20 protein-coding genes and 2 pseudogenes are annotated in these 22,080 nt (G+C 62.1%); 8 read left to right on the top strand and 14 right to left on the bottom strand.

The window, feature by feature from the left end:
- Nucleotides 1–8: 8 nt before the first annotated feature.
- Nucleotides 9–776, bottom strand: a complete 768-nt coding sequence (locus KJY40_RS29675; protein WP_371850984.1) for a methyl-accepting chemotaxis protein — start codon at nt 774–776, stop codon at nt 9–11.
- A gap of 90 nt (nt 777–866) precedes the next feature.
- Nucleotides 867–1,955 (bottom strand): annotated as a pseudogene (locus KJY40_RS29680) (HAMP domain-containing protein); the annotation flags it as partial.
- Between the two features lie 442 nt (nt 1,956–2,397).
- Between KJY40_RS29680 and KJY40_RS04385 the strand changes: the two are divergent.
- The gene (locus KJY40_RS04385) at nt 2,398–3,294 is read left to right on the top strand and encodes a PA4780 family RIO1-like protein kinase (protein ID WP_011332300.1); all 897 of its coding nucleotides are present in this window, start codon (nt 2,398–2,400) and stop codon (nt 3,292–3,294) included.
- Between the two features lie 56 nt (nt 3,295–3,350).
- Nucleotides 3,351–4,568, top strand: a complete 1,218-nt coding sequence (locus tag KJY40_RS04390) for an MFS transporter (protein WP_230735213.1) — start codon at nt 3,351–3,353, stop codon at nt 4,566–4,568.
- Here KJY40_RS04390 and cueR read toward each other — a convergent pair.
- The 3 genes from cueR to KJY40_RS04405 all read right to left on the bottom strand — a co-directional run bounded on the left by cueR (nt 4,522) and on the right by KJY40_RS04405 (nt 7,783).
- Nucleotides 4,522–4,935: a Cu(I)-responsive transcriptional regulator gene (cueR, locus tag KJY40_RS04395; protein WP_007958485.1), complete on the bottom strand. Its 414-nt coding sequence runs from the start codon at nt 4,933–4,935 to the stop codon at nt 4,522–4,524. The genes KJY40_RS04390 and cueR overlap by 47 nt on opposite strands.
- On the bottom strand, nt 4,932–7,322 hold the full coding sequence (locus tag KJY40_RS04400) for a heavy metal translocating P-type ATPase (protein WP_230735215.1): 2,391 nt from the start codon (nt 7,320–7,322) through the stop codon (nt 4,932–4,934). Before KJY40_RS04400 ends, cueR begins: the two co-directional genes overlap by 4 nt.
- Before the next feature lie 77 nt (nt 7,323–7,399).
- Complete coding sequence (locus KJY40_RS04405) at nt 7,400–7,783, bottom strand: hypothetical protein (protein ID WP_210709696.1); 384 nt, start codon at nt 7,781–7,783, stop codon at nt 7,400–7,402.
- Between the two features lie 148 nt (nt 7,784–7,931).
- Here KJY40_RS04405 and KJY40_RS04410 point away from each other — a divergent pair, with 148 nt between their 5' ends.
- Together KJY40_RS04410 and KJY40_RS04415 are read left to right on the top strand one after the other, a co-directional pair.
- A complete protein-coding gene (locus KJY40_RS04410) occupies nt 7,932–8,129 on the top strand; it encodes a cation transporter (RefSeq protein WP_230735218.1) in 198 nt (65 codons plus the stop codon).
- A 104-nt stretch (nt 8,130–8,233) separates the two neighbouring features.
- A complete protein-coding gene (locus tag KJY40_RS04415; protein WP_230735219.1) occupies nt 8,234–9,436 on the top strand; it encodes a multidrug effflux MFS transporter in 1,203 nt (400 codons plus the stop codon).
- Nucleotides 9,437–9,446: 10 nt separating this feature from the next.
- Here the strand turns inward: KJY40_RS04415 and KJY40_RS04420 are convergent, their stop codons facing one another.
- The 3 genes from KJY40_RS04420 to KJY40_RS04430 all read right to left on the bottom strand — a co-directional run bounded on the left by KJY40_RS04420 (nt 9,447) and on the right by KJY40_RS04430 (nt 11,125).
- On the bottom strand, nt 9,447–9,620 hold the full coding sequence (locus KJY40_RS04420; protein ID WP_170929593.1) for a hypothetical protein: 174 nt from the start codon (nt 9,618–9,620) through the stop codon (nt 9,447–9,449).
- Nucleotides 9,621–9,786: 166 nt separating this feature from the next.
- Nucleotides 9,787–10,800, bottom strand: coding sequence for a zinc-binding alcohol dehydrogenase family protein (locus KJY40_RS04425; protein WP_230735220.1), 1,014 nt, complete (start codon nt 10,798–10,800; stop codon nt 9,787–9,789).
- Nucleotides 10,801–10,831: 31 nt separating this feature from the next.
- The gene (locus tag KJY40_RS04430) at nt 10,832–11,125 is read right to left on the bottom strand and encodes a putative quinol monooxygenase (RefSeq protein WP_230735222.1); all 294 of its coding nucleotides are present in this window, start codon (nt 11,123–11,125) and stop codon (nt 10,832–10,834) included.
- 117 nt (nt 11,126–11,242) lie between these two features.
- Here KJY40_RS04430 and KJY40_RS04435 point away from each other — a divergent pair, with 117 nt between their 5' ends.
- The 3 genes and pseudogenes from KJY40_RS04435 to KJY40_RS04445 all read left to right on the top strand — a co-directional run bounded on the left by KJY40_RS04435 (nt 11,243) and on the right by KJY40_RS04445 (nt 14,721).
- Nucleotides 11,243–12,172 (top strand): LysR family transcriptional regulator, encoded by a 930-nt coding sequence (locus tag KJY40_RS04435; RefSeq protein ID WP_007958495.1) that lies wholly within the window; start codon nt 11,243–11,245, stop codon nt 12,170–12,172.
- Nucleotides 12,173–12,477: 305 nt separating this feature from the next.
- The gene (locus KJY40_RS04440; protein WP_230735224.1) at nt 12,478–13,212 is read left to right on the top strand and encodes an ArsR/SmtB family transcription factor; all 735 of its coding nucleotides are present in this window, start codon (nt 12,478–12,480) and stop codon (nt 13,210–13,212) included.
- A gap of 126 nt (nt 13,213–13,338) precedes the next feature.
- A pseudogene (locus KJY40_RS04445) lies at nt 13,339–14,721 on the top strand (MFS transporter).
- Nucleotides 14,722–14,842: 121 nt separating this feature from the next.
- On the opposite strand, the gene KJY40_RS04450 reads toward KJY40_RS04445, so the two are convergent.
- From KJY40_RS04450 to KJY40_RS04460, 3 genes are all read right to left on the bottom strand, one after another.
- Nucleotides 14,843–15,796 carry an adenosine deaminase gene (locus tag KJY40_RS04450; protein WP_007958502.1) on the bottom strand — a complete coding sequence of 318 codons (954 nt, stop codon included), beginning with the start codon at nt 15,794–15,796 and terminating at the stop codon, nt 14,843–14,845.
- Between the two features lie 80 nt (nt 15,797–15,876).
- Nucleotides 15,877–16,842, bottom strand: a complete 966-nt coding sequence (locus tag KJY40_RS04455; protein ID WP_230735225.1) for an isopenicillin N synthase family dioxygenase — start codon at nt 16,840–16,842, stop codon at nt 15,877–15,879.
- 57 nt (nt 16,843–16,899) lie between these two features.
- Nucleotides 16,900–17,973 (bottom strand): BMP family ABC transporter substrate-binding protein, encoded by a 1,074-nt coding sequence (locus KJY40_RS04460; protein ID WP_230735227.1) that lies wholly within the window; start codon nt 17,971–17,973, stop codon nt 16,900–16,902.
- Between the two features lie 286 nt (nt 17,974–18,259).
- On the opposite strand from KJY40_RS04460, the gene KJY40_RS04465 reads away from it, so the two are divergent.
- The gene (locus tag KJY40_RS04465; protein WP_230735230.1) at nt 18,260–19,351 is read left to right on the top strand and encodes a calcium:proton antiporter; all 1,092 of its coding nucleotides are present in this window, start codon (nt 18,260–18,262) and stop codon (nt 19,349–19,351) included.
- A gap of 45 nt (nt 19,352–19,396) precedes the next feature.
- Here KJY40_RS04465 and KJY40_RS04470 read toward each other — a convergent pair whose 3' ends face one another.
- The 3 genes from KJY40_RS04470 to KJY40_RS04480 all read right to left on the bottom strand — a co-directional run bounded on the left by KJY40_RS04470 (nt 19,397) and on the right by KJY40_RS04480 (nt 22,012).
- Nucleotides 19,397–20,755 carry an 8-oxoguanine deaminase gene (locus tag KJY40_RS04470; protein ID WP_230735231.1) on the bottom strand — a complete coding sequence of 453 codons (1,359 nt, stop codon included), beginning with the start codon at nt 20,753–20,755 and terminating at the stop codon, nt 19,397–19,399.
- 183 nt (nt 20,756–20,938) lie between these two features.
- Nucleotides 20,939–21,634, bottom strand: coding sequence for an SDR family oxidoreductase (locus KJY40_RS04475; protein ID WP_230735233.1), 696 nt, complete (start codon nt 21,632–21,634; stop codon nt 20,939–20,941).
- Nucleotides 21,635–21,661: 27 nt separating this feature from the next.
- Complete coding sequence (locus tag KJY40_RS04480; RefSeq protein WP_064593282.1) at nt 21,662–22,012, bottom strand: MerR family transcriptional regulator; 351 nt, start codon at nt 22,010–22,012, stop codon at nt 21,662–21,664.
- Nucleotides 22,013–22,080 lie beyond the last annotated feature (68 nt).

The following is a 22,080-nucleotide window of genomic DNA, read 5'->3' on the forward strand; positions in this document are numbered from 1 at the left end:
AAGGTTACTCAGGTACGGAACCGCCGCACCAACCCATCCAGCTCATTCGACAACCCCGCCAGACTCTGCGAATCCAGCCGCGCCGAATTCGCCAGCTCCGCCACCAGCTGCGCATCACCATGAATCTGGCTGATGTGCCGATTGATGTCCTCGGCCACCTGATGCTGCTCTTCCGCCGCCGTCGCAATCTGCGTGTTCATGTCACGAATCACATCCACCGACTCACGGATCTGGCCAAAGCTCTCCCGCGCTTCGCCAATCCGTGCCACCGATTGCTGCGACACATCAAGACTGGCGCGCATCTGCTGGGTCACCGCGCTGGTGCGTTTGGCGAGGTTGCCCAGCAGTCCGTCGATTTCCGCCGTCGAATCCGCCGTGCGTTTGGCCAGTGCGCGAACCTCATCGGCCACCACCGCAAAACCACGGCCTTGCTCACCGGCACGCGCCGCTTCGATGGCCGCGTTGAGTGCCAGCAGGTTGGTCTGTTCGGCGATGGAACGAATGGTGCCGAGGATCGACTGGATGTCGTTACTGTCGCGTTCCAGTTGTTGCATCGACTGCGCCGACTGCTCCAGTTCCTGGCTCAGTTGATCGACGCTGTGCACCGCCGCATCGATCTGCTGCTGACCTTCGCGGGCCTGGCGCTGGCCGCTGTCGGCCGACTCCGCTGCCTGGCTGCACGAGCGGGCGACTTCGTTGGCGGTGGCGACCATTTCGTGGAACGCGGTCGAAACCATGTCCACCGCTTCACGCTGGCGTCCGGCGGCTTCGGCCATGTCGCCGGAAACCCGGGTCGAGCTCTGCGAAGTGGCGAGGATTTTCCCGGCCGCGCCGCCGATATGCTGGATCAGGCTACGGATCGCGGTGAGGAACTGGTTGAACCAGTTGGCCAGTTGCGCGGTTTCGTCGCTGCCACGGATGTCGAGGTTCTTGGTCAGGTCGCCTTCGCCCTGGGCGATGCCTTCCAGGCCGCTGGCCACGCTGCGGATCGGCCGCACGATGAGGCTGGCGAAACTGGCACCGACGACGGCGAAAAATGCTGCCAGCACGGCGGCGATGATCGCGATCAGCCAGGTCAGTTGGGTGGCCGAGCTCATCACGTCGTTCTGTTTGATCAGGCCGATGAAGGTCCAGCCCAGTTGCTCCGACGGCCAGACGTTGGCCATGTAGCGCTCGCCGTTGAGCTCGACTTCCACCAGCCCTTTGCCGGCCTTGGCCAGTTGCGCGTAGCCATCGCCGAGGCTGTCGAGCGGCTTGAAGTTGTGCTCGGGCTGCTTGGGATCGACCAGCACCGTGCCGCTGTTTTCGAGCAGCATCAGGTAACCGCTTTCGCCGAGTTTGATCTGTTTGACGATCTCGGTCAGTTGCTTGAGCGACACGTCAATGTTGACCACGCCACCCTGGGCGCCCAACTGGTTGGCCACCGCGCGCACGGTGCTGACCAGTACCGCATCGTCGCCTGCCCAGTAATAGGCTTCGGTGCGCAGAGTCTTGCCCGGGTTGGCCATGGCGGTCTTGTACCACGGGCGGGTGCGCGGGTCGTAGTTGGCCATCTTCGGATCGCCCGGCCAGAAGGCATAGCCGCCGCTGCTCAGGCCGTAGGACACGTAAGAGTAGGCCGGATGGGATTTGGCCAGCCCCTCGAACAGTGCAAACAGTTGCTTGTCGATCTCGCCATCCGAGGTATCGGAGGCGTTGGCGCTCATCCGGCTGCGAACGCTGCCGTCGGCGTTCTTCACCAACGGCTGCGCCGCCAGGTAATCGACGTTCTGGCTGATGCCGTCAAAGAAAAGCTGCATGGCGTTGCTGACCTGTCGGATCTCGCGCCCGCTGCTGTCGACAAAATCGTCCCGGGCATCGCTGCGCAGGTTCAGTACCACCAGCGTGGCGACCAGCACCACGGGCAAGCAGGCGATGATTGCAAACGCCCAGGTCAACTTCTGTTTGATGTTCATCCGCGCTCCAGATTTTCTTGTAGGCCCACGCAGTGCAGATGACTCGCGGTTATTGGCAGCCGAAAAACGTTGTTCTCCACCCGATTCCTTGAGTGCGACATCGAAGATTTTTTTGGAACGATTGTCGGACAAATTCCTCTGTCTCTGAGGAATTCGGCTGCCGGAGGGGGAAATTGAGGCCGGAAGAGAAAATTCTTACGAGCTGTGTGCGGCGGGATGTCAGATTCTGTCGCAAATGCCCTCGAGTGCTGTCGCCAACAACTTCGACGGCCTCGGCTATGATTCGCAGCGGTCGATGTAGAGGCGGATCGGCCTGGTTTATCCGGCACAGTGTGTGCATCCACAGGTTCACAGGTCGGCAACCCCTCCCCGTCATGCGAGGATTGCCGTATAACGAATGACATTCGCGTGTTTGGTAATAAAGGACCCACAATAAAAGCTGATGAAGACTCCAAAACGCATTGAACCCCTGATCGAGGACGGTCTGGTCGACGAAGTGCTGCGTCCACTCATGAGTGGCAAAGAAGCAGCTGTTTATGTGGTGCGCTGCGGCAATCAGTTACGTTGCGCAAAGGTCTACAAGGAGGCGAACAAACGCAGTTTCCGCCAGGCGGCCGAGTATCAGGAAGGCCGCAAGGTTCGCAACAGCCGACAGGCCCGGGCGATGGCCAAGGGGTCCAAGTTCGGGCGCAAGGAAGCCGAAGACGCCTGGCAGAACGCCGAAGTCGCGGCGCTGTTCCGCCTGGCCAATGCCGGGGTGCGGGTGCCCAAGCCGTACGACTTCCTCGAAGGCGTGCTGCTGATGGAGCTGGTAGCCGACGAATACGGCGATGCCGCGCCGCGTCTGAACGACGTGGTGCTGGAGCCGGATCAGGCCCGCGAGTATCACGCGTTCCTGATTTCGCAGATCGTGCTGATGTTGTGTACCGGTCTGGTGCACGGTGACCTCTCGGAGTTCAACGTGCTGCTGACACCGACCGGCCCGGTCATCATCGACCTGCCGCAAGCGGTGGACGCCGCCGGCAACAACCACGCGTTCAGCATGCTCGAGCGTGACGTCGGCAACATGGCGTCGTACTTCGGCCGGTTCGCCCCGGAGTTGAAGAAGACCAAATACGCCAAGGAAATGTGGGCGTTGTATGAAGCGGGTACGTTGCACCCGGCCAGTGTGCTGACCGGCGAATTCGACGATCCCGAGGACCTGGCCGATGTCGGCGGGGTGCTGCGCGAGATCGAAGCGGCACGTCTGGATGAGGAGCGCAAGCAAGCCATCCGCGCGGCGGACGACGAGCCCAAGGGCAAGTCCGACGAACCGCCTCCGCCACCGTGGATGCAGTGAGCATCTGAAAAGGAAAACCCGGCTTCGGCCGGGTTTTACACATTCAAGGATTGATTGTGACCACCACCTCCCGCAATGCCCGGCTGATCATCACGGCGCGGCTGATTTCCGATTTCGGCGCTTTCCTGAACATGGTTGCGCTGGCCACTTATGTCTATCTCTTGAGCAACAGTGCGATGAGCGTGGGGATTTTTCTCGCCAGTCGCGTGGGCGGCGGGATTTTCGCCAGCCTGATCGGCACCGCGTTTTATCGTCGATGCAGCGGTCGCTTGCCGTTGATTGCCTTCGATCTATTGCGCGCCACAGTGCTCGGTTTGTTGCTGATCGTGCCGGTCAGTCAGCAGGCGTTGTTGCTGCCGCTGATCGCGTTCGGTCTGGGCTTTGGCAATTCGATGTTCGCCATCGGCCTCAACAGCCAGTTGCCGCGCTTGATCGAGCCGGCGCAGTTGCTCAAGACCAATGCCTGGATCACGTCCGCCTCGTCCATGGCGATGGTCGGCGGCAGTCTGGTGTCCGGGTTGCTGGTCGCGGGGGTTGGTTTTGAAACGGTGTTTGCGCTGAATGCGCTGACCTATCTGTTGGCGGCAGTGTTGATTGCGCCGCTGCGGTTCAGCGCACCGGAGCCGGTGGCCGAATCCAGCGCAAAACAGGGTGAATGGTCGGCGTTGTTGCAAGGATTGCGCAGCGCTCCGGTGGTGGCGGCGATGCTGGCGGTGACCATGGCCGACACCCTTGGCAGCGCTGCGCACAACGTCGGTTTTCCGATCATTTCCAAACTGCTGACACCGGACTCGGCGAGCACCACGCTGGGCCTGATGCTCGCGGTGTGGGCCGCCGGCAAGCTGCTCGGCGCGCGGATCGCCAGTCGCCTGAACGGCTCGGAAAACATTCATCTGGAGCGCCGCTATTTCGGTGGCGTGTTGCTGATGTCCTGCGAATTCATCCTGATGTTCCAACAGCACAGCGTCGTCGGTCTGTTGCTGTTTTCGCTGCCGGCCGGATTGGGCGACGGTTTCTCGGAAGTCGGCCTGATGTCACGGCTGCAACGGGAACCGGAGCCCCTGCGCCTGCCGATCTTCAGTTTCCTGACGCTGTTGCAGATGACCGGGTTCGGCGTCGGCATGCTGATCGCCGCGCCGTTCTATGAGTGGTGGGCGCCGGGTGCCGTGGTGCTGTTGTTCCACGGCATTCCCCTCGCCACAGTGCTGTCGATGAAAGTCCTGCTGCTCAGGCGCGAGCGGGTTGCGCGCAGCAGCCCGACGCCAGTTCCTTGAGGATCGGGCAGTCCGGGCGATGGTCGCCGTGGCAGTGCTCGACCAGATCCTGCAGGGTGTCGCGCAATTCGCCGAGTTCGCGGATTTTCTGATTCAGTTCGTCGATGTGCTGGCGGGCCAGGGCCTTTACATCGGCGCTGGCGCGCTGGCGATCCTGCCAGAGGGTCAGCAGCTTGCCGACTTCCTCCAGCGAAAAGCCCAGGTCCCGTGAGCGCTTGATGAACGCCAGCGTGTGCAGGTCATCGTCGCCGTAGACGCGATAGCCGCTGTCGGTACGATGGGCAGCCTTGAGCAGACCGATCGACTCGTAGTAACGGATCATCTTCGCGCTCAGGCCACTGTGGCGGGCCGCTTGGCCGATGTTCATCGGTTGTCCTCCAGATCCTCGGGTTTCCAGGTTTTCAACAGTAGCGCATTGCTCACCACGCTGACGCTCGACAGGGCCATCGCCGCGCCGGCCAGCACCGGATTGAGGAAGCCGAACGCCGCCAGCGGAATGCCGATCAGGTTGTAGACGAAGGCCCAGAACAGGTTCTGGCGGATCTTCGCGTAGGTCTTGCGGCTGATCTCCAGCGCTGCCGGAACCAGCCGAGGGTCGCCGCGCATCAAGGTGATGCCGGCAGCGTGCATGGCCACGTCGGTGCCGCCACCCATGGCGATGCCGATGTCCGCGGCGGCCAGCGCCGGTGCGTCGTTGATGCCGTCGCCGACCATGGCCACGACCCCGGTTTTTTTCAGCTCGGCGACGGTGGCGGCTTTTTCCGCCGGCAGCACTTCGGCGTGGACGTTTTCGATGCCCAACGCTTCGGCGACCACGCGAGCGCTGCCGCGATTGTCGCCGGTCAGCAGGTGGCTGTGGATGTGCTGCGCGGCCAGTTGCTGCACTGCGTGCAGCGCGCCGGGCTTGAGGGTGTCGCCGAAGGCGAACAGACCGAGTACGCGGGGCTGCGGACTTTGCTCGATCAGCCACGACAGCGTGCGGCCTTCGGTTTCCCAGGCCTGGGCGGACTCGCTCAGGTTTCCGGCGTTCAGACCGCTTTCTTCCAGCAAGCGCCGGTTGCCCAGCGCCAGGCGCCGACCGTCGAGGCTGCCGGCGATGCCGCGCCCGGTCAGGGACTGGCTGTCGCTCACATCCGGTACGTTAAGGCTGCGTTCGGCACAGGCATCCAGCACCGCTTTGGCCAGCGGATGTTCGCTGCCGCGTTGCAGTGCTCCGGCCGCTGTCAGCAGGGCGTTTTCGTCACCGTCGATCGCACTGAAATGCGCGATGCGCGGGGTGCCGGAGGTCAGGGTGCCAGTCTTGTCAAACACCACGGCGCTGACTTCATGGGCACGTTCCAGTGCTTCGGCGTCCTTGATCAGAATCCCGTGCCGCGCGGCCACGCCGGTGCCGGCCATGATCGCGGTCGGTGTTGCCAGACCGAGGGCACACGGGCAGGCGATCACCAGCACCGCGACGGCGTTGATCAATGCGGTTTCCAGCGGCGCGCCGTACAGCCACCAGCCGATCAGCGTGGCCAGGGCCAGCAGCAGGACCGTCGGCACGAACACCTGACTGACTTTGTCCACCAGTTTCTGGATCGGCGCTTTCGCGGCCTGAGCGTCCTCCACCAGACGGATGATCCGCGCCAGCACGCTTTCCGCGCCGAGTGCCGTGGTGCTCACCAGCAAGCGGCCTTCGCCGTTGATCGCACCGCCGGTGACCTTGTCGCCCGGTTGTTTGGGTACTGGCAGGCTTTCGCCGCTGATCAGCGCTTCGTCAGCGTGGCTCTGGCCTTCCAGCACTTCGCCGTCCACCGGAAAGCGTTCACCGGGTTTGACCAATACGAGGTCACCGAGGCGCAGGGCGCTGATGGCGACGTCCTGTTCGCGGCCATCGATGACTTGAATCGCCCGCTCCGGCCGCAGGGCTTCCAGTGCGCGGATGGCGCTGGCGGTCTGGCGTTTGGCGCGGCTTTCCAGGTATTTGCCGAGCAGCACCAGGGCGATGACCACCGCCGAGGCTTCGAAATACAGGTGCGGCATGCGTCCGTCAGCAGTCGCCCATTCATAGAGACTCAGGCCATAACCGGCGCTGGTGCCCAGCGCCACCAGCAAGTCCATGTTGCCGGCGCCGGCGCGCACGGCTTTCCACGCGGCCACATAAAACCGTGCGCCGAAGATGAATTGCACCGGGGTGGCGAGGGCGAACTGCGCCCAGGCCGGGAGCATCCAGTGAATGCCGAACGGTTGCAGCAGCATCGGCAGCACCAGCGGCAAGGCGAGGGCGATCGCACAGATCAGCGCCCAGCGTTCATGGTTCAGGCGTTGCTGGCGATTGTCGGTCTGATGTTCAAGTTCAAAGAGGCTGGCAGAATAACCGGCCTTGCTCACGGCGGCGATCAGGGTTTGCGGGTCGACCGCGCCGAGCAGTTCGAGGTGAGCGCGTTCATTGGCGAGGTTGACGCTGACGCTTTTCACCCCCGCAACCTTGTTCAGGGCGCGTTCGACGCGACCGACGCAGGAGGCGCAGGTCATGCCGTCGATGTTCAATTCCACGGTGTGCTGCGGCACGCTGTAACCGGCGCGTTCGACCGCTTCCATCAGTGCCGGCAGGCTGTCGCCGGGGGCCTGTACCCGGGCCTGTTCGGTGGCGAGGTTGACGCTGACGGCACTGGCGCCGCTGACTTTGCTCAACGCCCGCTCGACACGACCGGCGCAACTGGCGCAGGTCATGCCGCTGATGGGCAGATCGAACGTGATGGAATCTGACATCGGTCGTACTCCCTGTAGTGGATGCCTACAGGATCAACCTTGCCATGCTGGCAAGGTCAAGCGCCAATCCGAAAGCGTCAGTAACCGAGGCCGGTCGGCTTGAGGTACATGCCTTCCTGGTTCATCGCGATGCGGAATTTCAGGATGTCGCCGGCATGCAGTCTGATCTCCTGCGAACCCGGCGCGAGCATGCCCGGGTTGCAACCCGGCATTTGTCCCGGCAGCAGTTTCAGGCGCAGCGAGACATTGCCCGGCGGCAGGTTGAACGACGTGCTTTGCTCCTGGAACAGGCGCGCCGACAGTTGATCCTGGATGTACACGCCGATTTCACACGAGGTCGCGACTTCCAGGCGCTCGCGGGAAATGATCAGCACCCCGTAATCTTCCCCGGCGGCATGCACCGAAGGGATCGCGGCAAAGAGGCTGAGTAAGCCAAACAGGCTGAAAGCTGACCAGCGCATGGCTGAATCTCCTGAATTCATGTCATTGATGCATGCAGCTTGGCCGAGCGCGGCGACGATTGCCAGCCCGGCAGTTTTTTGCAGAACTTGACCTTGCCATCGTGGCAAGCCCGAAACTGTCGGCAACCTCACTCAAAGGAGTCATTCCATGCAAGTGTTCACTGTTGAAGGCATGTCCTGCGGTCACTGTGTCAAAGCCGTCACGGCAGCGGTGCAGAGCAAGGATCCGGCCGCCAGCGTGCGGGTCGATCTGGCGGCGAAGGAAGTCGGCGTCGAAAGTGCACTGAGCGCCGAGCAGGTGATCGAGGCGATCAGCGAAGAAGGTTATGCGATCAAACTCGCCTGATCTTTTTAATAGTTAGCGAGCTACCGGAATGTTCAAGGCGTCCTCGCGCGGCTAGACTGTCGGGCTGCACACTCTCCCCAATGCCTGCCGAACGTGGACGCCTGATGAACTTCCGTACCCTTCTGATTCTCGGTGCCCTGACCGCTTTCGGTCCGTTGGCGATCGACTTCTATCTACCCGCATTTCCCACCATGGCGCTGGCGTTCGGCACCGACGAGAAACACGTCCAGCTGACGCTGTCGGCTTACTTCTTTGGTCTGTCTATTGGTCAACTGGCTTACGGGCCGGTGGCGGATCGCTTCGGTCGGCGGATTCCGCTGCTCATTGGCCTGACGCTGTTCACGCTGGCGTCGGTGGCCTGCGCCTATGCGCCGAATCTGGAATGGCTGATCGGCGCGCGACTCGTGCAGGCGCTGGGCGGTTGTGCGGGGATGGTGATTGCCCGGGCGGTGGTCAGCGACAAGTGCGACGCGGTGGGGTCGGCGAAAGTCTTCTCGCAGCTGATGCTGGTGATGGGGCTGGCACCGATTCTGGCGCCGATGCTCGGCGGTCTGCTGGTGAACACGTCGGGATGGCAGTCGATCTTCCTGGTGCTGACTGGTTTCAGTGCCTTGGCCGGGCTGGCGGTCGCTCTCGGTCTGCCGGAAAGTCTGCCGGCGCATGTTCCGCGTCAGCCGTTGTCCGGTGCATTGCGTCAGTACGGTCGGCTGCTGGCGGACCCGGTCTACATGGGCCATGCCCTGACCGGTGGCATCGCCATCGCCGGGATGTTTGCCTACATCGCCGGTTCCCCGTTCATTTTCATCAAGTTGTATGGCGTACCGGCCGAGCACTTCGGCTGGTTGTTCGGTACCAACGCGGCCGGGTTCATTCTGGTGGCGCAGGTCAATGCGCGACTGTTGGCCAAACGTGGTCCGGCCTTCCTGCTGTCGCGGGCGGTCTGGGTCTACCTGGGCGCCGGGCTGACGTTGCTTGCCGTCAGCGCCTTGCACACCGAGGCCCTGTGGCCACTGCTGATTCCGTTGTTCATCTGCGTGGCCAGCCTCGGCTGCATCAGCCCCAATGCGGCAGCGTGTGCGATGAACGGGCAGGGCGGTCGCGCCGGCAGTGCTTCAGCCTTGCTCGGCAGCATGCAATTCAGCGTCGCCGCCGGGGCTTCGGCGCTGGTGGGGATCCTTCACGATGGCACCGCCGTGCCGATGGCCATCGTCATCAGCTTGTGTGGTTTGCTGGTGGTGTGCGCAGCAATGCTCACCCGGCGCATGCAGAATGCCCGGGCGCTCGCAAAGGCGCAGGCCGAAGCCTGAACGGAAGAACTCAGCCGACAGCGCGTTGCTGGCCGAGGTCGGGAATCTGATGGGGCGCGTAGATACGCGCTTCGAGGGTGCGAGTGAAGGCGCGAGCTTCGGCCTCACTGCGGAAGGTCACGGCGTGCTGGTCGAGACGAACTTGCCACTGGGACTTTGCCACTTCTTTTATCAGGATCTTCATTGCTGACCTCCCGTACGTAAAAGATTGCATCGCAGAGGTTTCGATTGTAGACCCGAATACGATCGCAATTGTGACAAGGGTCAAGCATCTGACTGACGGCAAAAAAACACCGCAGCCCCCGAGCCAGCCACTTCCGGCGCTGACGAAGGCTGCGGTCTTCTGAATTTTAGAAACCTTCTAAAACAATTTTCCCCTTGGCCTTGCCGCTTTCCAGCAATTCATGGGCACGGCGCAGGTTGCTCGCGTTGATTTTGCCGAAATGCTCGCCCACCGTGGTCTTCAACGTCCCGCTGTCGATCAGCCCGGCCACCCGGTTGAGCAGTTTGTGCTGCTCGATCATGTCCGGCGTTTCGAACAGCGAACGGGTGTACATGAACTCCCAGTGCAGCGACAGGCTCTTGCGCTTGAGTTTGGTCACGTCCAGCGCTTTCGGATCGTCGATCAACGCCAGTTTGCCTTGCGGCGCAAGGGCTTCGACGAGTTGGTCCAGGTGCTGGTCGGTCTGGGTCAGGCTGGCAACGTGGGTCACGTGGGTGACACCGGCGCGTTTCAGTTCTTCGCTCAACGGCTGGCTGTGATCAATCACCAGGTCAGCGCCCAGCTCGGTCACCCAGTCGCGGGTCTCAGGGCGAGAGGCGGTGCCGATCACCTTGAGCCCGGTCAACTGGCTGGCCAGTTGGGTGAGGATCGAGCCCACGCCGCCAGCCGCGCCGACGATCAGCAGGCTCTGGCCTTCATCGGTGTTGCCTTCGCGAATCTGCAGGCGTTCGAACAACAGCTCCCAAGCGGTAATCGCGGTCAGCGGTAGTGCAGCGGCTTCGGCGAAACCGAGGGTTTTCGGCATATGGCCGACGATCCGCTCATCCACCACGTGCAGTTCGCTGTTGCCACCGGCCCGGGCGATGGAACCGGCGTAGAACACCTTGTCGCCGGCCTTGAACAATGTCACTTCACTGCCGACCGACTTGACCACACCGGCCACGTCCCAGCCCAGCACCTTGGCGGCGCCGCCTTCCGGCGCGACGTTCTGGCGAACCTTGGTGTCGACCGGGTTGACCGAAATGGCTTTGACTTCCACCAGCAGGTCGCGCGGGCCGGCTACCGGTTCCGGCAGTTCGATGTCTTGCAGGGATTTTTCGTCGCTGATCGGGAGCGAGGCGAAGTAGGCGATGGCTTTCATGGAGAACTCCGAAAGTGAATAAAGGAAGGCTTCAGGCGATGACGCGCAGGCGCTTGAGTTCGAAGTGTTCGAGGAACGCCTCGGCCTGGCTGCGGAAATGCTGGATATGGGTGCTGGCATCGTGGGCTTGCAGGGCTTCGTCGTTGGCCCACTGTTCGATCATGTAGAAGGCCAGCGGGTTGGCCAGATCCTGGTGCAGTTCGTACTGACCGCAACCGGCTTCGGCGCGGGTCGGTTCGATCAGGGCGCGCAGGTGCTGTTCGAGGGCGTCCTGCTGGCCAGGTCGGGCGATCAGGGTGGCGATGGCGGTGAAAGGCTGGGACATGTTCGACTCCGGGACGGGATGAATTCGATGGATGGCATGATTGGCTATTTCTGCCGGAGATAAAACCGGCTAAAAGAGCAGTCTCTTTCAATATTTTTTTGATAATCGGGGCTGAGGATGCTGCGTTTCGATGACTTGCAGTTGTTTGTCCGGGCGGCGGATCTGGGCAGCCTGTCGGCGGCGGCGCGGGTGATGGATATGTCCGCCGCCGTGGCCAGTGCCGCGCTCAAGCGGATCGAGCAGCAATTGGGCGCGCGTTTGTTGGCGCGCTCCACCCGCAGCCTGCGGCTGACGGCCGAAGGTGAAGGGTTTCTTGAGTACGCCCGGGCGGCGCTGAGCAACCTCGATGAGGGTCGGCGTCTGCTGGCCAGCGGGCAGGATCAGGTCAGCGGAATCCTGCAGCTGTCGGCGCCTTCGGACTTCGGTCGCAACCTGCTGCTGCCGTGGCTCGACGATTTTCAGCGCGAACACCCGAAACTGACGGTACGCCTGCTGCTGGGTGATCGCATCGCCGATCTGTTTCGCCAGCCGGTAGACATCGCCTTGCGCTACGGCGAACCGGAGGATTCCAGTCTGGTGGCGTTGCCGATTGCCCCACACAACCGACGGGTGCTGTGCGCATCACCCGCCTACCTGGCCCGGCACGGTGAGCCGCTGCATCTGGAACAGCTCGCCCAGCACAACTGCCTGCTTTACATGCTCGGTGGTCGGGTGCACGACCATTGGAGTTTCCACGACGGCAAACGCGAGGTCGGCCTGACCGTCAGTGGCGACCGTTTCAGTGACGACGCCGATGTGGTGCGTCTTTGGGCTGTGGCGGGAGCCGGCATCGCCTACAAATCGTGGCTCGATGTGGCCGGTGATGTGCTGGCGGGGCGGCTGAAAGTGCTGCTGCCGGAGCTGCTTTGCGAACGCGCTCCGCTGAATCTGCTGTGCGCCCATCGCGCACAATTGAGTAAGCCGGTGAACCTTCTGAGGGAGATGCTCGCCAGCCGTTGCGCCGAATTGAGTAGCCGTTTTCCCGTTTTCCAGAAGTCTGACCATTAGTCGCAGGTAAATAGCGAAATTTCTCTCAGGAACAATCACCAGCCACGGCCGCTCCGGCGCAGGACGCCGCGAGCAACCCGCTTATACTAGCGGCCGCCTGATGCCCGCACCAAAAGGTCGATACGAGAACGATCAGACCGCAACCGGGCGGGCAGGGAGGATGGTCGCGACAGTGCTGCGGTTTCCTTGCCGCGGCACGCTGCCACGCCTCGACTCAAGGCATTTTGCGCGCCTTGGCCGACGACTGATTACTGGTCAAGATGTCTATGAGCAGTAGACGATACGATTCAACAGGGAGTGAATAGATGGAACATGCACCTTGCATCAGCCAGATCGCCACGTTGCTGGCCGATCCCAAACGCAGCGCAATGATGTGGGCGCTCATGGATGGCTCGGCGCGGCAGACCGAGGAACTGGCGTTGCTGGCGGGGCTTTCGCCGTCGTCAGCCAGTGCGCATCTGGGGCGCTTGTCCGCTGGCGGTCTGTTGAAGGTCGAGGCGCGCGGTCGCAAACGCTTCTTCCGCCTGGCGGCTCCCGAAATCGGCGCAGCCATCGAAGCGCTGGCCAGCGCCACGTTGGCCAGCGCTCCGCGAGAAATCCCCGACGTGTTCAAGCGTGCCTCGCCGGTCGTCAGACCCCAGGCGGCGCCTTCGTCACTGCTGCGCGCGCGGTTTTGCGACGACCATCTGGGTGGAACGCTGGCCGCCGACCTGTACCAGCGGCTGCTCGATGCCGGCTGGATCGAGCAGCTTGAGCATCGAGTGGTGGTCACGCATAAAGGCTCGACACAACTGGCCGGGCGCGGGGTGTACGTCCAGGCACTGGCCCACCGCAACGCCCAGGTGGCGTGCGCCTGCCCGGACTGGAGCGAGCGTCGCCCGCATATGGGAGGCTCGTTGGGGGCGGCGTTGTTGCAGCTGTTCATGCAGTCGGGCTGGCTGGTGCTGCCCAACGATTCCCGCGCCCTGCAACTGACGGCGGCGGGCCAGCGGGAAATTCATCGTTTCGCCTGTGAAACCGAGCTGGAATTGGCGTTGTAGAGCGCTTTCTTCCAGTGGTTTGCTACTGAGCGTCGCCAACGGCTGCGAACACGTCGCATCTGGCACAGGCGCGCAACCGCTATCGCGCACACTCGATCCGGGGACTTTTCGGATTGAGGAGGTGGCATGGACACGGGAAACTTCAGCGCGGCAGATCGACTGGAGCGCCTGCCAGTCAGTGGTTATCACCGGATCATCTTCATCATCATCGCCCTGGCGTTTTTCTTCGACTCCATGGATCTGGCGATGATGACTTTCCTGCTCGGCTCGATCAAAGCCGAGTTCGGCCTGAGCAGTGCGCAGGCTGGCCTGCTGGCCAGTTCGAGTTTTTTCGGCATGGTGCTGGGGGCGTCGCTGTCCGGATTGCTGGCGGATCGGTTCGGCCGCAAACCGGTGTTCCAGTGGAGCATCGTCTTGTGGGGGCTGGCCAGTTACCTGTGTTCCACGGCGTAGACGGTTGAGAGCCTGACGCTGTTTCGCATCCTGCTGGGAATCGGCATGGGCATGGAGTTTCCGATTGCCCAGTCGATGTTGTCGGAGTTGATTCCTGCCCAGCGCCGGGGTCGCTACATCGCATTAATGGACGGTTTCTGGCCGCTGGGTTTCGTCGCGGCGGGGGTGCTGTCGTATTTCCTGCTGCCATTGATTGGCTGGCGCGACATCTTTCTGGTGTTGGCCGTGCCGGCGGTGTTCGTGCTGGCGATACGCTTTTTCATTCCCGAGTCGCCGCGCTGGCTGGAACAGGCGGGCAAGCATGACGCGGCGGACAAGGTTTTGCGTGGGATCGAGGCGCGGGTACAGGCCTCTCTCGGCGGTGCTGCATTGCCGGAGCCGGTTCGCCTGCCACGAAGCGTGACTCCACCGGGCCATTTCCTTTCGGCGCTCAAACAGATCTGGTCACCGCTGTATCGCCAGCGCACGACGATGATCTGGAGCCTGTGGTTCTTTGCGTTGCTCGGTTTTTACGGCCTGACCTCATGGCTCAGTGCACTGTTGCAACAGTCGGGTTTTGCCGTGACTCAGTCGGTGTATTACACGGTGCTGATTTCCCTTGGCGGGATTCCCGGCTTCCTGATGGCGGCCTGGCTGGTGGAGCGTTGGGGACGCAAGCCGGTGTGCATCGTCACGTTGCTCGGCGGCGGGGTGATGGCGTTTTTGTACGGACAAAGCGCGGTGTTTGGCGGCAACGTGGCGCTGCTGATCGGCACGGGGCTGTTGATGCAGTTTTTCCTGTTTGGCATGTGGGCGGTGCTCTACACCTACACGCCGGAACTGTACCCGACCTCGGCGCGGGCGACGGGCTCGGGGTTCGCCTCGGCCATCGGGCGCGTGGGTTCGCTGCTCGGGCCGTTGGTCACCGGGCTGGTGTTTCCGATTACCGGGCAGGGCGGGGTGTTTGCGCTGGGGGCGCTGTGCTTTGCGATTGCGGCGGGGGTGGTGTGGCTGTTCGGGATGGAGACGCGGGGTAAAACCTTGGAGGAATTGACCGAAGCAGAAGTTGTTGGCTGAACCCTGAACCAACTGTGGGAGCGAGCTTGCTCGCGAAAGTGGTGTATCAAACAACAACTTCGTTGAATGACAGACCCTATTCGCGAGCAAGCTCGCTCCCACATTGGTTATGCGCTGTTGCTTATGGTTTTACCAACCGCGCATCCAGGCTGTTCTGCGCCAGGCGCTTGGCCTGATCCTGAGTCATGCCCAGGTGGGTGTGCAGCGCATGGAAGTTCTCGGTCACGTAACCACCGAAGTACGCCGGGTCATCGGAATTCACCGTAACCTTCACGCCGCGCTCGAGCATGTCGAGGATGTTGTGCTGGGACATGTGATCGAACACGCAGAGTTTGGTGTTCGACAGCGGGCACACGGTCAGCGGGATCTGCTCGTCGATGATCCGTTGCATCAGGCGCTCGTCTTCGATGGCGCGTACGCCATGGTCGATACGCTGGATCTTCAGCAGGTCGATGGCTTCCCAGATGTACTCCGGCGGGCCTTCTTCGCCGGCGTGGGCAACGGTCAGGAAGCCTTCGTGACGGGCACGATCAAACACGCGCTGGAACTTGCTCGGCGGGTGACCCATCTCGGAGCTGTCCAGGCCCACCGCGACGAACGCATCACGGAACGGCAGCGCCTGGTCGAGGGTTTTCTGGGCTTCGTCTTCGCTCAGGTGGCGCAGGAAACTCAGGATCAAACCGCTGGTGATGCCCAGTTGCTGCTCGCCATCCTTCAGCGCGGCGGCGATGCCGTTGAGCACCACTTCGAACGGAATGCCACGGTCGGTGTGGGTCTGCGGATCGAAGAACGGTTCGGTGTGAATCACGTTCTGTTCTTTGCAGCGCAGCAGGTAGGCCCAGGTCAGGTCGTAGAAATCCTGGGAGGTGCGCAGCACGTCGGCGCCCTGGTAATACAGGTCGAGGAATTCCTGCAGGTTGTTGAAGGCGTAAGCCTTGCGCAGGGTTTCGACGTCGCTCCACGGCAGGGCGATCTTGTTGCGTTCGGCCAGGGCGAACAGCAGCTCGGGCTCCAGCGAGCCTTCCAGATGCAGGTGCAATTCGGCCTTGGGCAGGGCGTTGAGCCAGTCGTACATATTCTTTTCTCATCAGGTGCAATGACGGCATTCTACAGATGCGCGCCGAAACAATTGGCAAAACCTGACCAACCGATCCATCACACCACCTCCGGCTCTCGTCGATAGGCGTAGGTATCGGCAAAGCGCGACAGCAGGAATTCGGCGCAGGTGGTGGTCGGATATTTCGCCGGATGCTGTGCGTCCTGGCAACCGGGCAGGCATTCGATGCGCGTGTCCGGATGCGGCTCGGCGAAGAACGGCATCGAGTAGCGATCCACGCCGAGCGGGCTGATGACCCGGTGCGGGGTCGAGCGATAACGGTCGTTGCTCCAGCGCGCCATCATGTCGCCGAGGTTGACCACGAACGTGCCGTCGATGGGCGGGGCGTCGATCCACTGGCCTTTGACGTTTTTCACCTGCAAGCCGCCGGCGGTGTCCTGATAAAGCAGCGTGATACAGCCGTAATCGGTGTGCGCGCCGGCACCTTGTTGCTCGGCGGAACTGGCGGTGTGGCGCGGCGGGTAGTGGATCATTCGCAGCACACTGACCGGTTCTTTGAAGCGTGTATCGAAGAAGTCTCGCTCGATGCCCAGCGCTAACGTCATGGCCCGCAACAGGGTTTGCGCGAGCGCCTGCATGTCGAGGTAGTGCTGCTCCATCAGTGCTTCCCAACCGGGAATGTCCGGATGACGGTTGGGGCCGCGCAAGGGTTTCTCTGCCAGCACCTCGGGATGATCGGCCGGCAGGTGCAGGCCCATGTCGAAGGTTTCCTTGAGATCGCTGGGTTTGTCCGGGTCGAGTTGTTCGGTGGCGATGGCGCCGTAGCCGCGGTGATGGACGGTCCGGGTGATGTCGATCTTGAGTTTTTCCGCTGTTGGCAATGCGAAGAAGTTCCGGGCGTGCTCGAGCAGGGATTCGATGCGCTGCGCAGAAATCGGGTGGCCCTTGATGTAGAAAAAGCCCCATTCGCGGCAGGCGTGGTCGATCTGTTCGGCGACGGCGGGCCAGGCGTTCTGGTCGTCGGAGTAAAGCGGCGAGATGTCGATGATCGGGAGTTGGTTCATTTCGAATGCTCTTTAGCGACCGCTCCCACGCAGGGGGAGCGGTCAGGGGCGGGTGGATTACTTCGGCATCTCGGCCTTCATGCCTTCGACGTAGTAATTCATCGACGCCAGTTCGGCGTTGGTGGCGCTGACCCCCGCCGGGATTTTCTCGACGCCGGCCTGATCCTTGATCGGCCCGGTGAACGGTTGCAGGGCGCCGCTCTTGATGTCGGCGATGATCTGCTCGGCTTCGGCCTTCACCGGTGCCGGCACCAGATCGCTGATCGGCAGTTCGACCGTGCCTTCCTTCAACCCGCCCCAGTAGTCCTGGGATTTCCAGTTGTGGTCGATCACGCTCTGGGTCGCCTGAATGTAGTGCGGCGCCCAGTCGTTGACGATCGAGGTCAGCACCGCTTTCGGCCCGAAGTGCGCCATGTCCGAAGCGTAGCCCACGGCATAGACACCACGCCGCTCGGCAGCCTGAATCGGCGCCGGGCTGTCGGTGTGCTGGAACACCACGTCCACGCCCTGATCGATCAGCGCGTTGGCGGCATCGGCCTCTTTGCCTGGATCGAACCACGAGTTGACCCACACCACTTTGATCTCGGTGCCAGGGTTGTACTTGTTCAGGGCCAGCTGGATGGCGTTGATGTCGCGGATTACTTCGGGGATCGGGAACGAGGCGACGTAGCCGATTTTCTTGGTCTTAGTCATCTTCGCCGCGAGGAAACCACCGACGTAACGCCCCTCGTAGGTGCGCGCGAGATAGGTGCCGAGGTTCTTGTCCTGCTTGTAGCCGGTGGCGTGTTCGAAGGTCACCTTGGGAAACTGTTTGGCGACTTTCACCGTCGGGTTCATGTAGCCGAAAGAGGTGGTGAAGATCAGGTCGTAATTGTCCTTGGCCATGTTGCGGATCACCCGCTCGGCATCGGCGCCCTCGGCGACGTTCTCCACGTAATTGGTAGTGATCTGCGTGCCGAGTTTTTCCGCCAGCGCCTTGCGCCCCTGTTCATGCTGATATGTCCAGCCGTGGTCGCCGATGGGGCCGATGTAAACGAAACCGACTTTCAGTGGATCGGCGGCACTGGCGCCCAGGCTGAGGCCAAGGCCCATGGCGATGCACAGCAGTGTTTGCAGTGGACGTTTTTGCATGAACGCGAACTCCCTTTTGTTGTGTGTGGGGAGGGCAATGCAAAAGGCTGACCAAGCGGACAACAATCTGGCTTGAAACCGAGGCACGCCCATCGCGGGCAAGCCCGCTCCCACAAAAACGCCGCGATCCCTGTGGGAGGTGGCTTGCTCGCGAAGAGGCCGTAAAGGCCAATAAAAGTGCAGGCGTGGATAAAGCTGCCATCCACTGGTGCGCTAAGGTGTAACGAACCATTAGCGCCGCCCCGCAGTCAGTAGCTCATTCGACCTCAGCACCCGAAGGCCCGCCATGCTCACGATTCTCAAGCAAGAAAGCTTTCTGCTGCTGGCCCTGATCGCCGCCCTCGTGGCGTATCCGCTGGAGCACTGGTTGCTGCACAGCGGCCAGGTTGTCGCGCTGACGGCGGGGCTGGTGCTGATCGCGTTCATTGTCGCCGCCTCGATGCGCGTCGCCCATCAGGCCGAATCGCTCGCAGAAAAAGTCGGCGACCCGTACGGCACAATGATCCTGACCCTCGCCGCCGTGCTGGTGGAAGTGGTGATCCTGGCGATCATGATGAGCAACGAAGCCTCGCCGACACTGGTGCGCGACACGATCTATTCGGCGGTGATGCTCGATATCAACGGCATCCTCGGCCTCGCCGCGCTGATGGGCGGGATCAAGCATGGCGAGCAGTCCTACAACGACGACTCGGCCCGCAGTTACAGCGTGATGATCCTCACCGCCATGGGCGTGTCGATGGTGGTGCCGGAGTTCATTCCCGAGGCCAACTGGAAAATCTATTCGGCGTTCACCATCGGCGCGATGGTGGTGCTTTATGCGTTGTTCCTGCGCATGCAGGTCGGGCCGCACAGCTATTTTTTCAGCTACAGCTACCCGGACAAACGCCGCAAGAAAGAGCCCGTGGAGCAGGAGCCGAAACCGGTCAGCCTGGCGCTGTCGATCGGCATTCTGGTGTTCGGTGTGGTGGTGATCGGCGCACTGGCCGAGGTCATGTCCAAGACCCTCGATCTGGGTCTGGAAGGGACGGGCGCACCGCCGGTGATCACGGCGATTCTGGTGGCGGCGATTTCGGCGGCGCCGGAGATTCTGACTGCGTTGCGCGCGGCGTTGGCCAACCGTATGCAGTCGGTGGTCAACATTGCGATGGGCGCTTCGTTGTCGACGGTGATTTTGACGGTGCCGGTGATGGAAGCGATGGCGCTCTACACGGGGCAGCCGTTTCAGATGGCGATGACGCCGGTGCAGACGGTGATGATCTTCATCACGCTGATCGTCAGCGCGATCAACCTCAATGACGGGGAGACCAATGCCATTGAGGGCATGACGCACTTTGTGCTGTTTGCGACGTTCATCATGTTGTCGCTGCTGGGGTTGTGATTGATCGTTCCCACGCGGAGCGTGGGAACGATCAGAGGGGGAAGATCAGGTGCCGGCAATCAACTGCCGAGCCGCCTGGCTGTGATCGGCAATCAGGCCTTTGAGATCCAGCCCTTCAACCTGCCCGTCAATCACACGCCACTTGCCACCGACCATCACGCGATCCGCGCGATCCGCGCCGCACAACAGCAGTGCCGAGATCGGGTCGTGGCTGCCGGAGAAGCGCAGCTCATCCAGTTTGAACAACGCCAGATCCGCCTGCTTGCCGACTGCCAGTTCACCGATATCGGTGCGGCCCAGCAGGCTCGCCGAACCCTTGGTCGCCCAGCCCAGCACGCGTTCCGGAGTGATCTTCTCGGCGCCATAACGCAAGCGCTGGATGTACAGGGCCTGACGCGCTTCGAGGATCATGTTCGACGCATCGTTGGACGCCGAGCCATCCACACCGATACCGAACAACGCGCCAGCATCGGTCAACTCGATGCTCGGGCAGATGCCGGAGGCCAGGCGCATGTTCGAGCTCGGGCAGTGGCAGATACCGGTGCCGGCCGCGCCGAGGCGGGCAATCTCGTCGGGGTTGAAGTGGATGCCGTGGGCCAGCCACGTACGCGGGCCGAGCCAGCCGACGCTGTCCAGATAATCCACGGTGCGCAGGCCGAAGCGTTGTAGGCAGAAGTCTTCTTCGTCGAGGGTTTCGGCGAGGTGGGTGTGCAGGCGCACATCGAGTTTGTTCGCCAGATCGGCGCTGGCGGACATGATTTCCGGGGTCACCGAGAACGGCGAGCACGGCGCCAGGGCGATCTGGATTTGCGCGCCGTCGCCACGTTCGTGGTACTCGTGAATCAGCCGCTGGCTGTCGTCGAGAATCACCTGGCCTTCCTGCACGGTCTGTTGCGGAGGCAGGCCGCCGTCCTTCTCGCCGAGGCTCATCGAACCGCGGGTGAGCATCGCGCGCATGCCCAGTTCGCGCACGGTTTCGACTTGCACGTCGATGGCGTTTTCCAGGCCATCCGGGAAGAGGTAATGGTGGTCGGCAGCGGTGGTGCAACCCGACAACAGCAACTCGGCCAGCGCGACTTTGGTGGCGAGGGCGAGTTTTTCAGGCGTCAGGCGCGCCCACACCGGGTAGAGGGTTTTCAGCCACGGGAACAACGGCTGGTTGACCACCGGCGCCCAGGCGCGGGTCAGGGTCTGATAGAAGTGGTGGTGGGTGTTGATCAGGCCCGGCAGGATCACGTGTTCACGGGCGTCGAACACTTCATTGCACGGTGTGGATGGTTGCTGGCCGGCGCCAAGCACTTCGGTGATCACACCGTCTTGCAGCACCAGACCGCCACGGGCATCGAGACCGTTGGCCGTGAAAATGGCGAGGGGATTTTTTAACCAGATACGGGTCGCAGGCATTGTGGCCGGCTCCTCTGAAAGTTGGGTTCAGGGTTGCCAGCTCAGTGTTGCCCTGTCTGCTGATCCAGGGTCGCCGCGAAGGACGAGGTGCGGAGTTTCGAACAAAATGTTGCGACGGGCAAGCCCAACCCGACCAGACACCGGGATAACCCTGTGGGAGCGAGCCCCCACAGGGTTCAGTGATTACCAGGGAATGGTTTCACCCTTGTAGTTGACGAAGTGATGGCCGCCCTTGCCGGCAAACGCGTCCACCTGATCCACCAGACCACGGGTGCTGGTCTCCACGTCGATGTCGGCACCTTCGCCGCCCATGTCGGTTTTCACCCAGCCCGGATGCAGCGACAGCACCGTAAGTTTCTGCTCGCCCAGTTGCGTGACGAAGCTGTTGGTCATCGAGTTCAGCGCCGCTTTGCTGGCCTTGTACAGCGCCAGTTCCGGCGCGTCGGGCATGGTCACGCTGCCGAGCACCGAACTCATGAACGCCAGCACGCCGCTGCCGTCGCGGATCTGACCGACGAAACGCTGGGCCAGATTGATTGGCGCCACGGCGTTGGTGAAGAACAGTTGGCCGACTTCCGCCAGCGTCGCGCCGCCCGGCGTCTGTACTTCCGGGCCTTTGACTCCGGCGTTGACGAACAGCAGGTCAAAGGTCTCGCCCTTGAGCTGCTGGCTCAGGGCGATCACCGCTTGCTGGTCGTCCATGTCGAGTTTTTCGATTTGCACGTTGCCCAGTGCTTCGAGAGCCTCGGCACTGGAAGGATTGCGAACCGTAGCGGTGACTCGCCAGCCGTCGGCCAGCAGGGTTTTCACCAGGCCCAGACCCAGGCCCCGGGAGGCGCCGATGATCAATGCGTGCTTGGCAGGATTAAGTGCGGACATGATGGGCTTTCCTTGAAAGTTGAAAGATCACGGGTTCAATGGACAGCGTTGACCGAGCCGATGCTGCAATTCCTGGCGCAACTCACCGAGCTCGGCCATGCGGGTTTCGACCAGCTTGAGTTTGTCCTGCAGCAGTTGCGTGACGGTGGTGTCGGGATTTGGCGATTGCCACAGCGCGCCAACGCTGCTGCCGATCTCGCCGAGGGTAAAGCCCAGACGCTGCGCCGTTTTGATGTAGAGCACCAATTGCACCATCTCCGGCGGATAGTCGCGATAACCGTTGGCGCTACGTTGCGCCGCGATCAATCCGCGCTCCTCGTAAAAACGCAGCGTGTCACGGCTGACATCGCAGGCCTGGGCCAACTCACCGATGCGCATCTCGCAGGTCTCGAAAGTGTTTGACCCTGGAGCATACTCCAGGCTTTACCGTAGTTGCTCCCTGAATT

Source organism: Pseudomonas fitomaticsae (assembly GCF_021018765.1).
Taxonomy (GTDB): domain Bacteria; phylum Pseudomonadota; class Gammaproteobacteria; order Pseudomonadales; family Pseudomonadaceae; genus Aquipseudomonas; species Aquipseudomonas fitomaticsae.

Excerpts from the sequence above, each read along its gene's own strand:
- KJY40_RS29675 (WP_371850984.1), bottom strand. The coding sequence starts at position 776 with ATGGCCGAAGCCGCCGGACGCCAGCGTGAAGCGGTGGACATGGTTTCG.
- KJY40_RS04385 (WP_011332300.1), top strand. The coding sequence starts at position 2,398 with ATGAAGACTCCAAAACGCATTGAACCCCTGATCGAGGACGGTCTGGTC.
- cueR (WP_007958485.1), bottom strand. The coding sequence starts at position 4,935 with ATGAACATCGGCCAAGCGGCCCGCCACAGTGGCCTGAGCGCGAAGATG.
- KJY40_RS04400 (WP_230735215.1), bottom strand. The coding sequence starts at position 7,322 with ATGTCAGATTCCATCACGTTCGATCTGCCCATCAGCGGCATGACCTGC.
- KJY40_RS04405 (WP_210709696.1), bottom strand. The coding sequence starts at position 7,783 with ATGCGCTGGTCAGCTTTCAGCCTGTTTGGCTTACTCAGCCTCTTTGCC.
- KJY40_RS04410 (WP_230735218.1), top strand. The coding sequence starts at position 7,932 with ATGCAAGTGTTCACTGTTGAAGGCATGTCCTGCGGTCACTGTGTCAAA.
- KJY40_RS04415 (WP_230735219.1), top strand. The coding sequence starts at position 8,234 with ATGAACTTCCGTACCCTTCTGATTCTCGGTGCCCTGACCGCTTTCGGT.
- KJY40_RS04420 (WP_170929593.1), bottom strand. The coding sequence starts at position 9,620 with ATGAAGATCCTGATAAAAGAAGTGGCAAAGTCCCAGTGGCAAGTTCGT.
- KJY40_RS04425 (WP_230735220.1), bottom strand. The coding sequence starts at position 10,800 with ATGAAAGCCATCGCCTACTTCGCCTCGCTCCCGATCAGCGACGAAAAA.
- KJY40_RS04430 (WP_230735222.1), bottom strand. The coding sequence starts at position 11,125 with ATGTCCCAGCCTTTCACCGCCATCGCCACCCTGATCGCCCGACCTGGC.
- KJY40_RS04435 (WP_007958495.1), top strand. The coding sequence starts at position 11,243 with ATGCTGCGTTTCGATGACTTGCAGTTGTTTGTCCGGGCGGCGGATCTG.
- KJY40_RS04440 (WP_230735224.1), top strand. The coding sequence starts at position 12,478 with ATGGAACATGCACCTTGCATCAGCCAGATCGCCACGTTGCTGGCCGAT.
- KJY40_RS04450 (WP_007958502.1), bottom strand. The coding sequence starts at position 15,796 with ATGTACGACTGGCTCAACGCCCTGCCCAAGGCCGAATTGCACCTGCAT.
- KJY40_RS04455 (WP_230735225.1), bottom strand. The coding sequence starts at position 16,842 with ATGAACCAACTCCCGATCATCGACATCTCGCCGCTTTACTCCGACGAC.
- KJY40_RS04460 (WP_230735227.1), bottom strand. The coding sequence starts at position 17,973 with ATGCAAAAACGTCCACTGCAAACACTGCTGTGCATCGCCATGGGCCTT.
- KJY40_RS04465 (WP_230735230.1), top strand. The coding sequence starts at position 18,260 with ATGCTCACGATTCTCAAGCAAGAAAGCTTTCTGCTGCTGGCCCTGATC.
- KJY40_RS04470 (WP_230735231.1), bottom strand. The coding sequence starts at position 20,755 with ATGCCTGCGACCCGTATCTGGTTAAAAAATCCCCTCGCCATTTTCACG.
- KJY40_RS04475 (WP_230735233.1), bottom strand. The coding sequence starts at position 21,634 with ATGTCCGCACTTAATCCTGCCAAGCACGCATTGATCATCGGCGCCTCC.
- KJY40_RS04480 (WP_064593282.1), bottom strand. The coding sequence starts at position 22,012 with ATGCGCATCGGTGAGTTGGCCCAGGCCTGCGATGTCAGCCGTGACACG.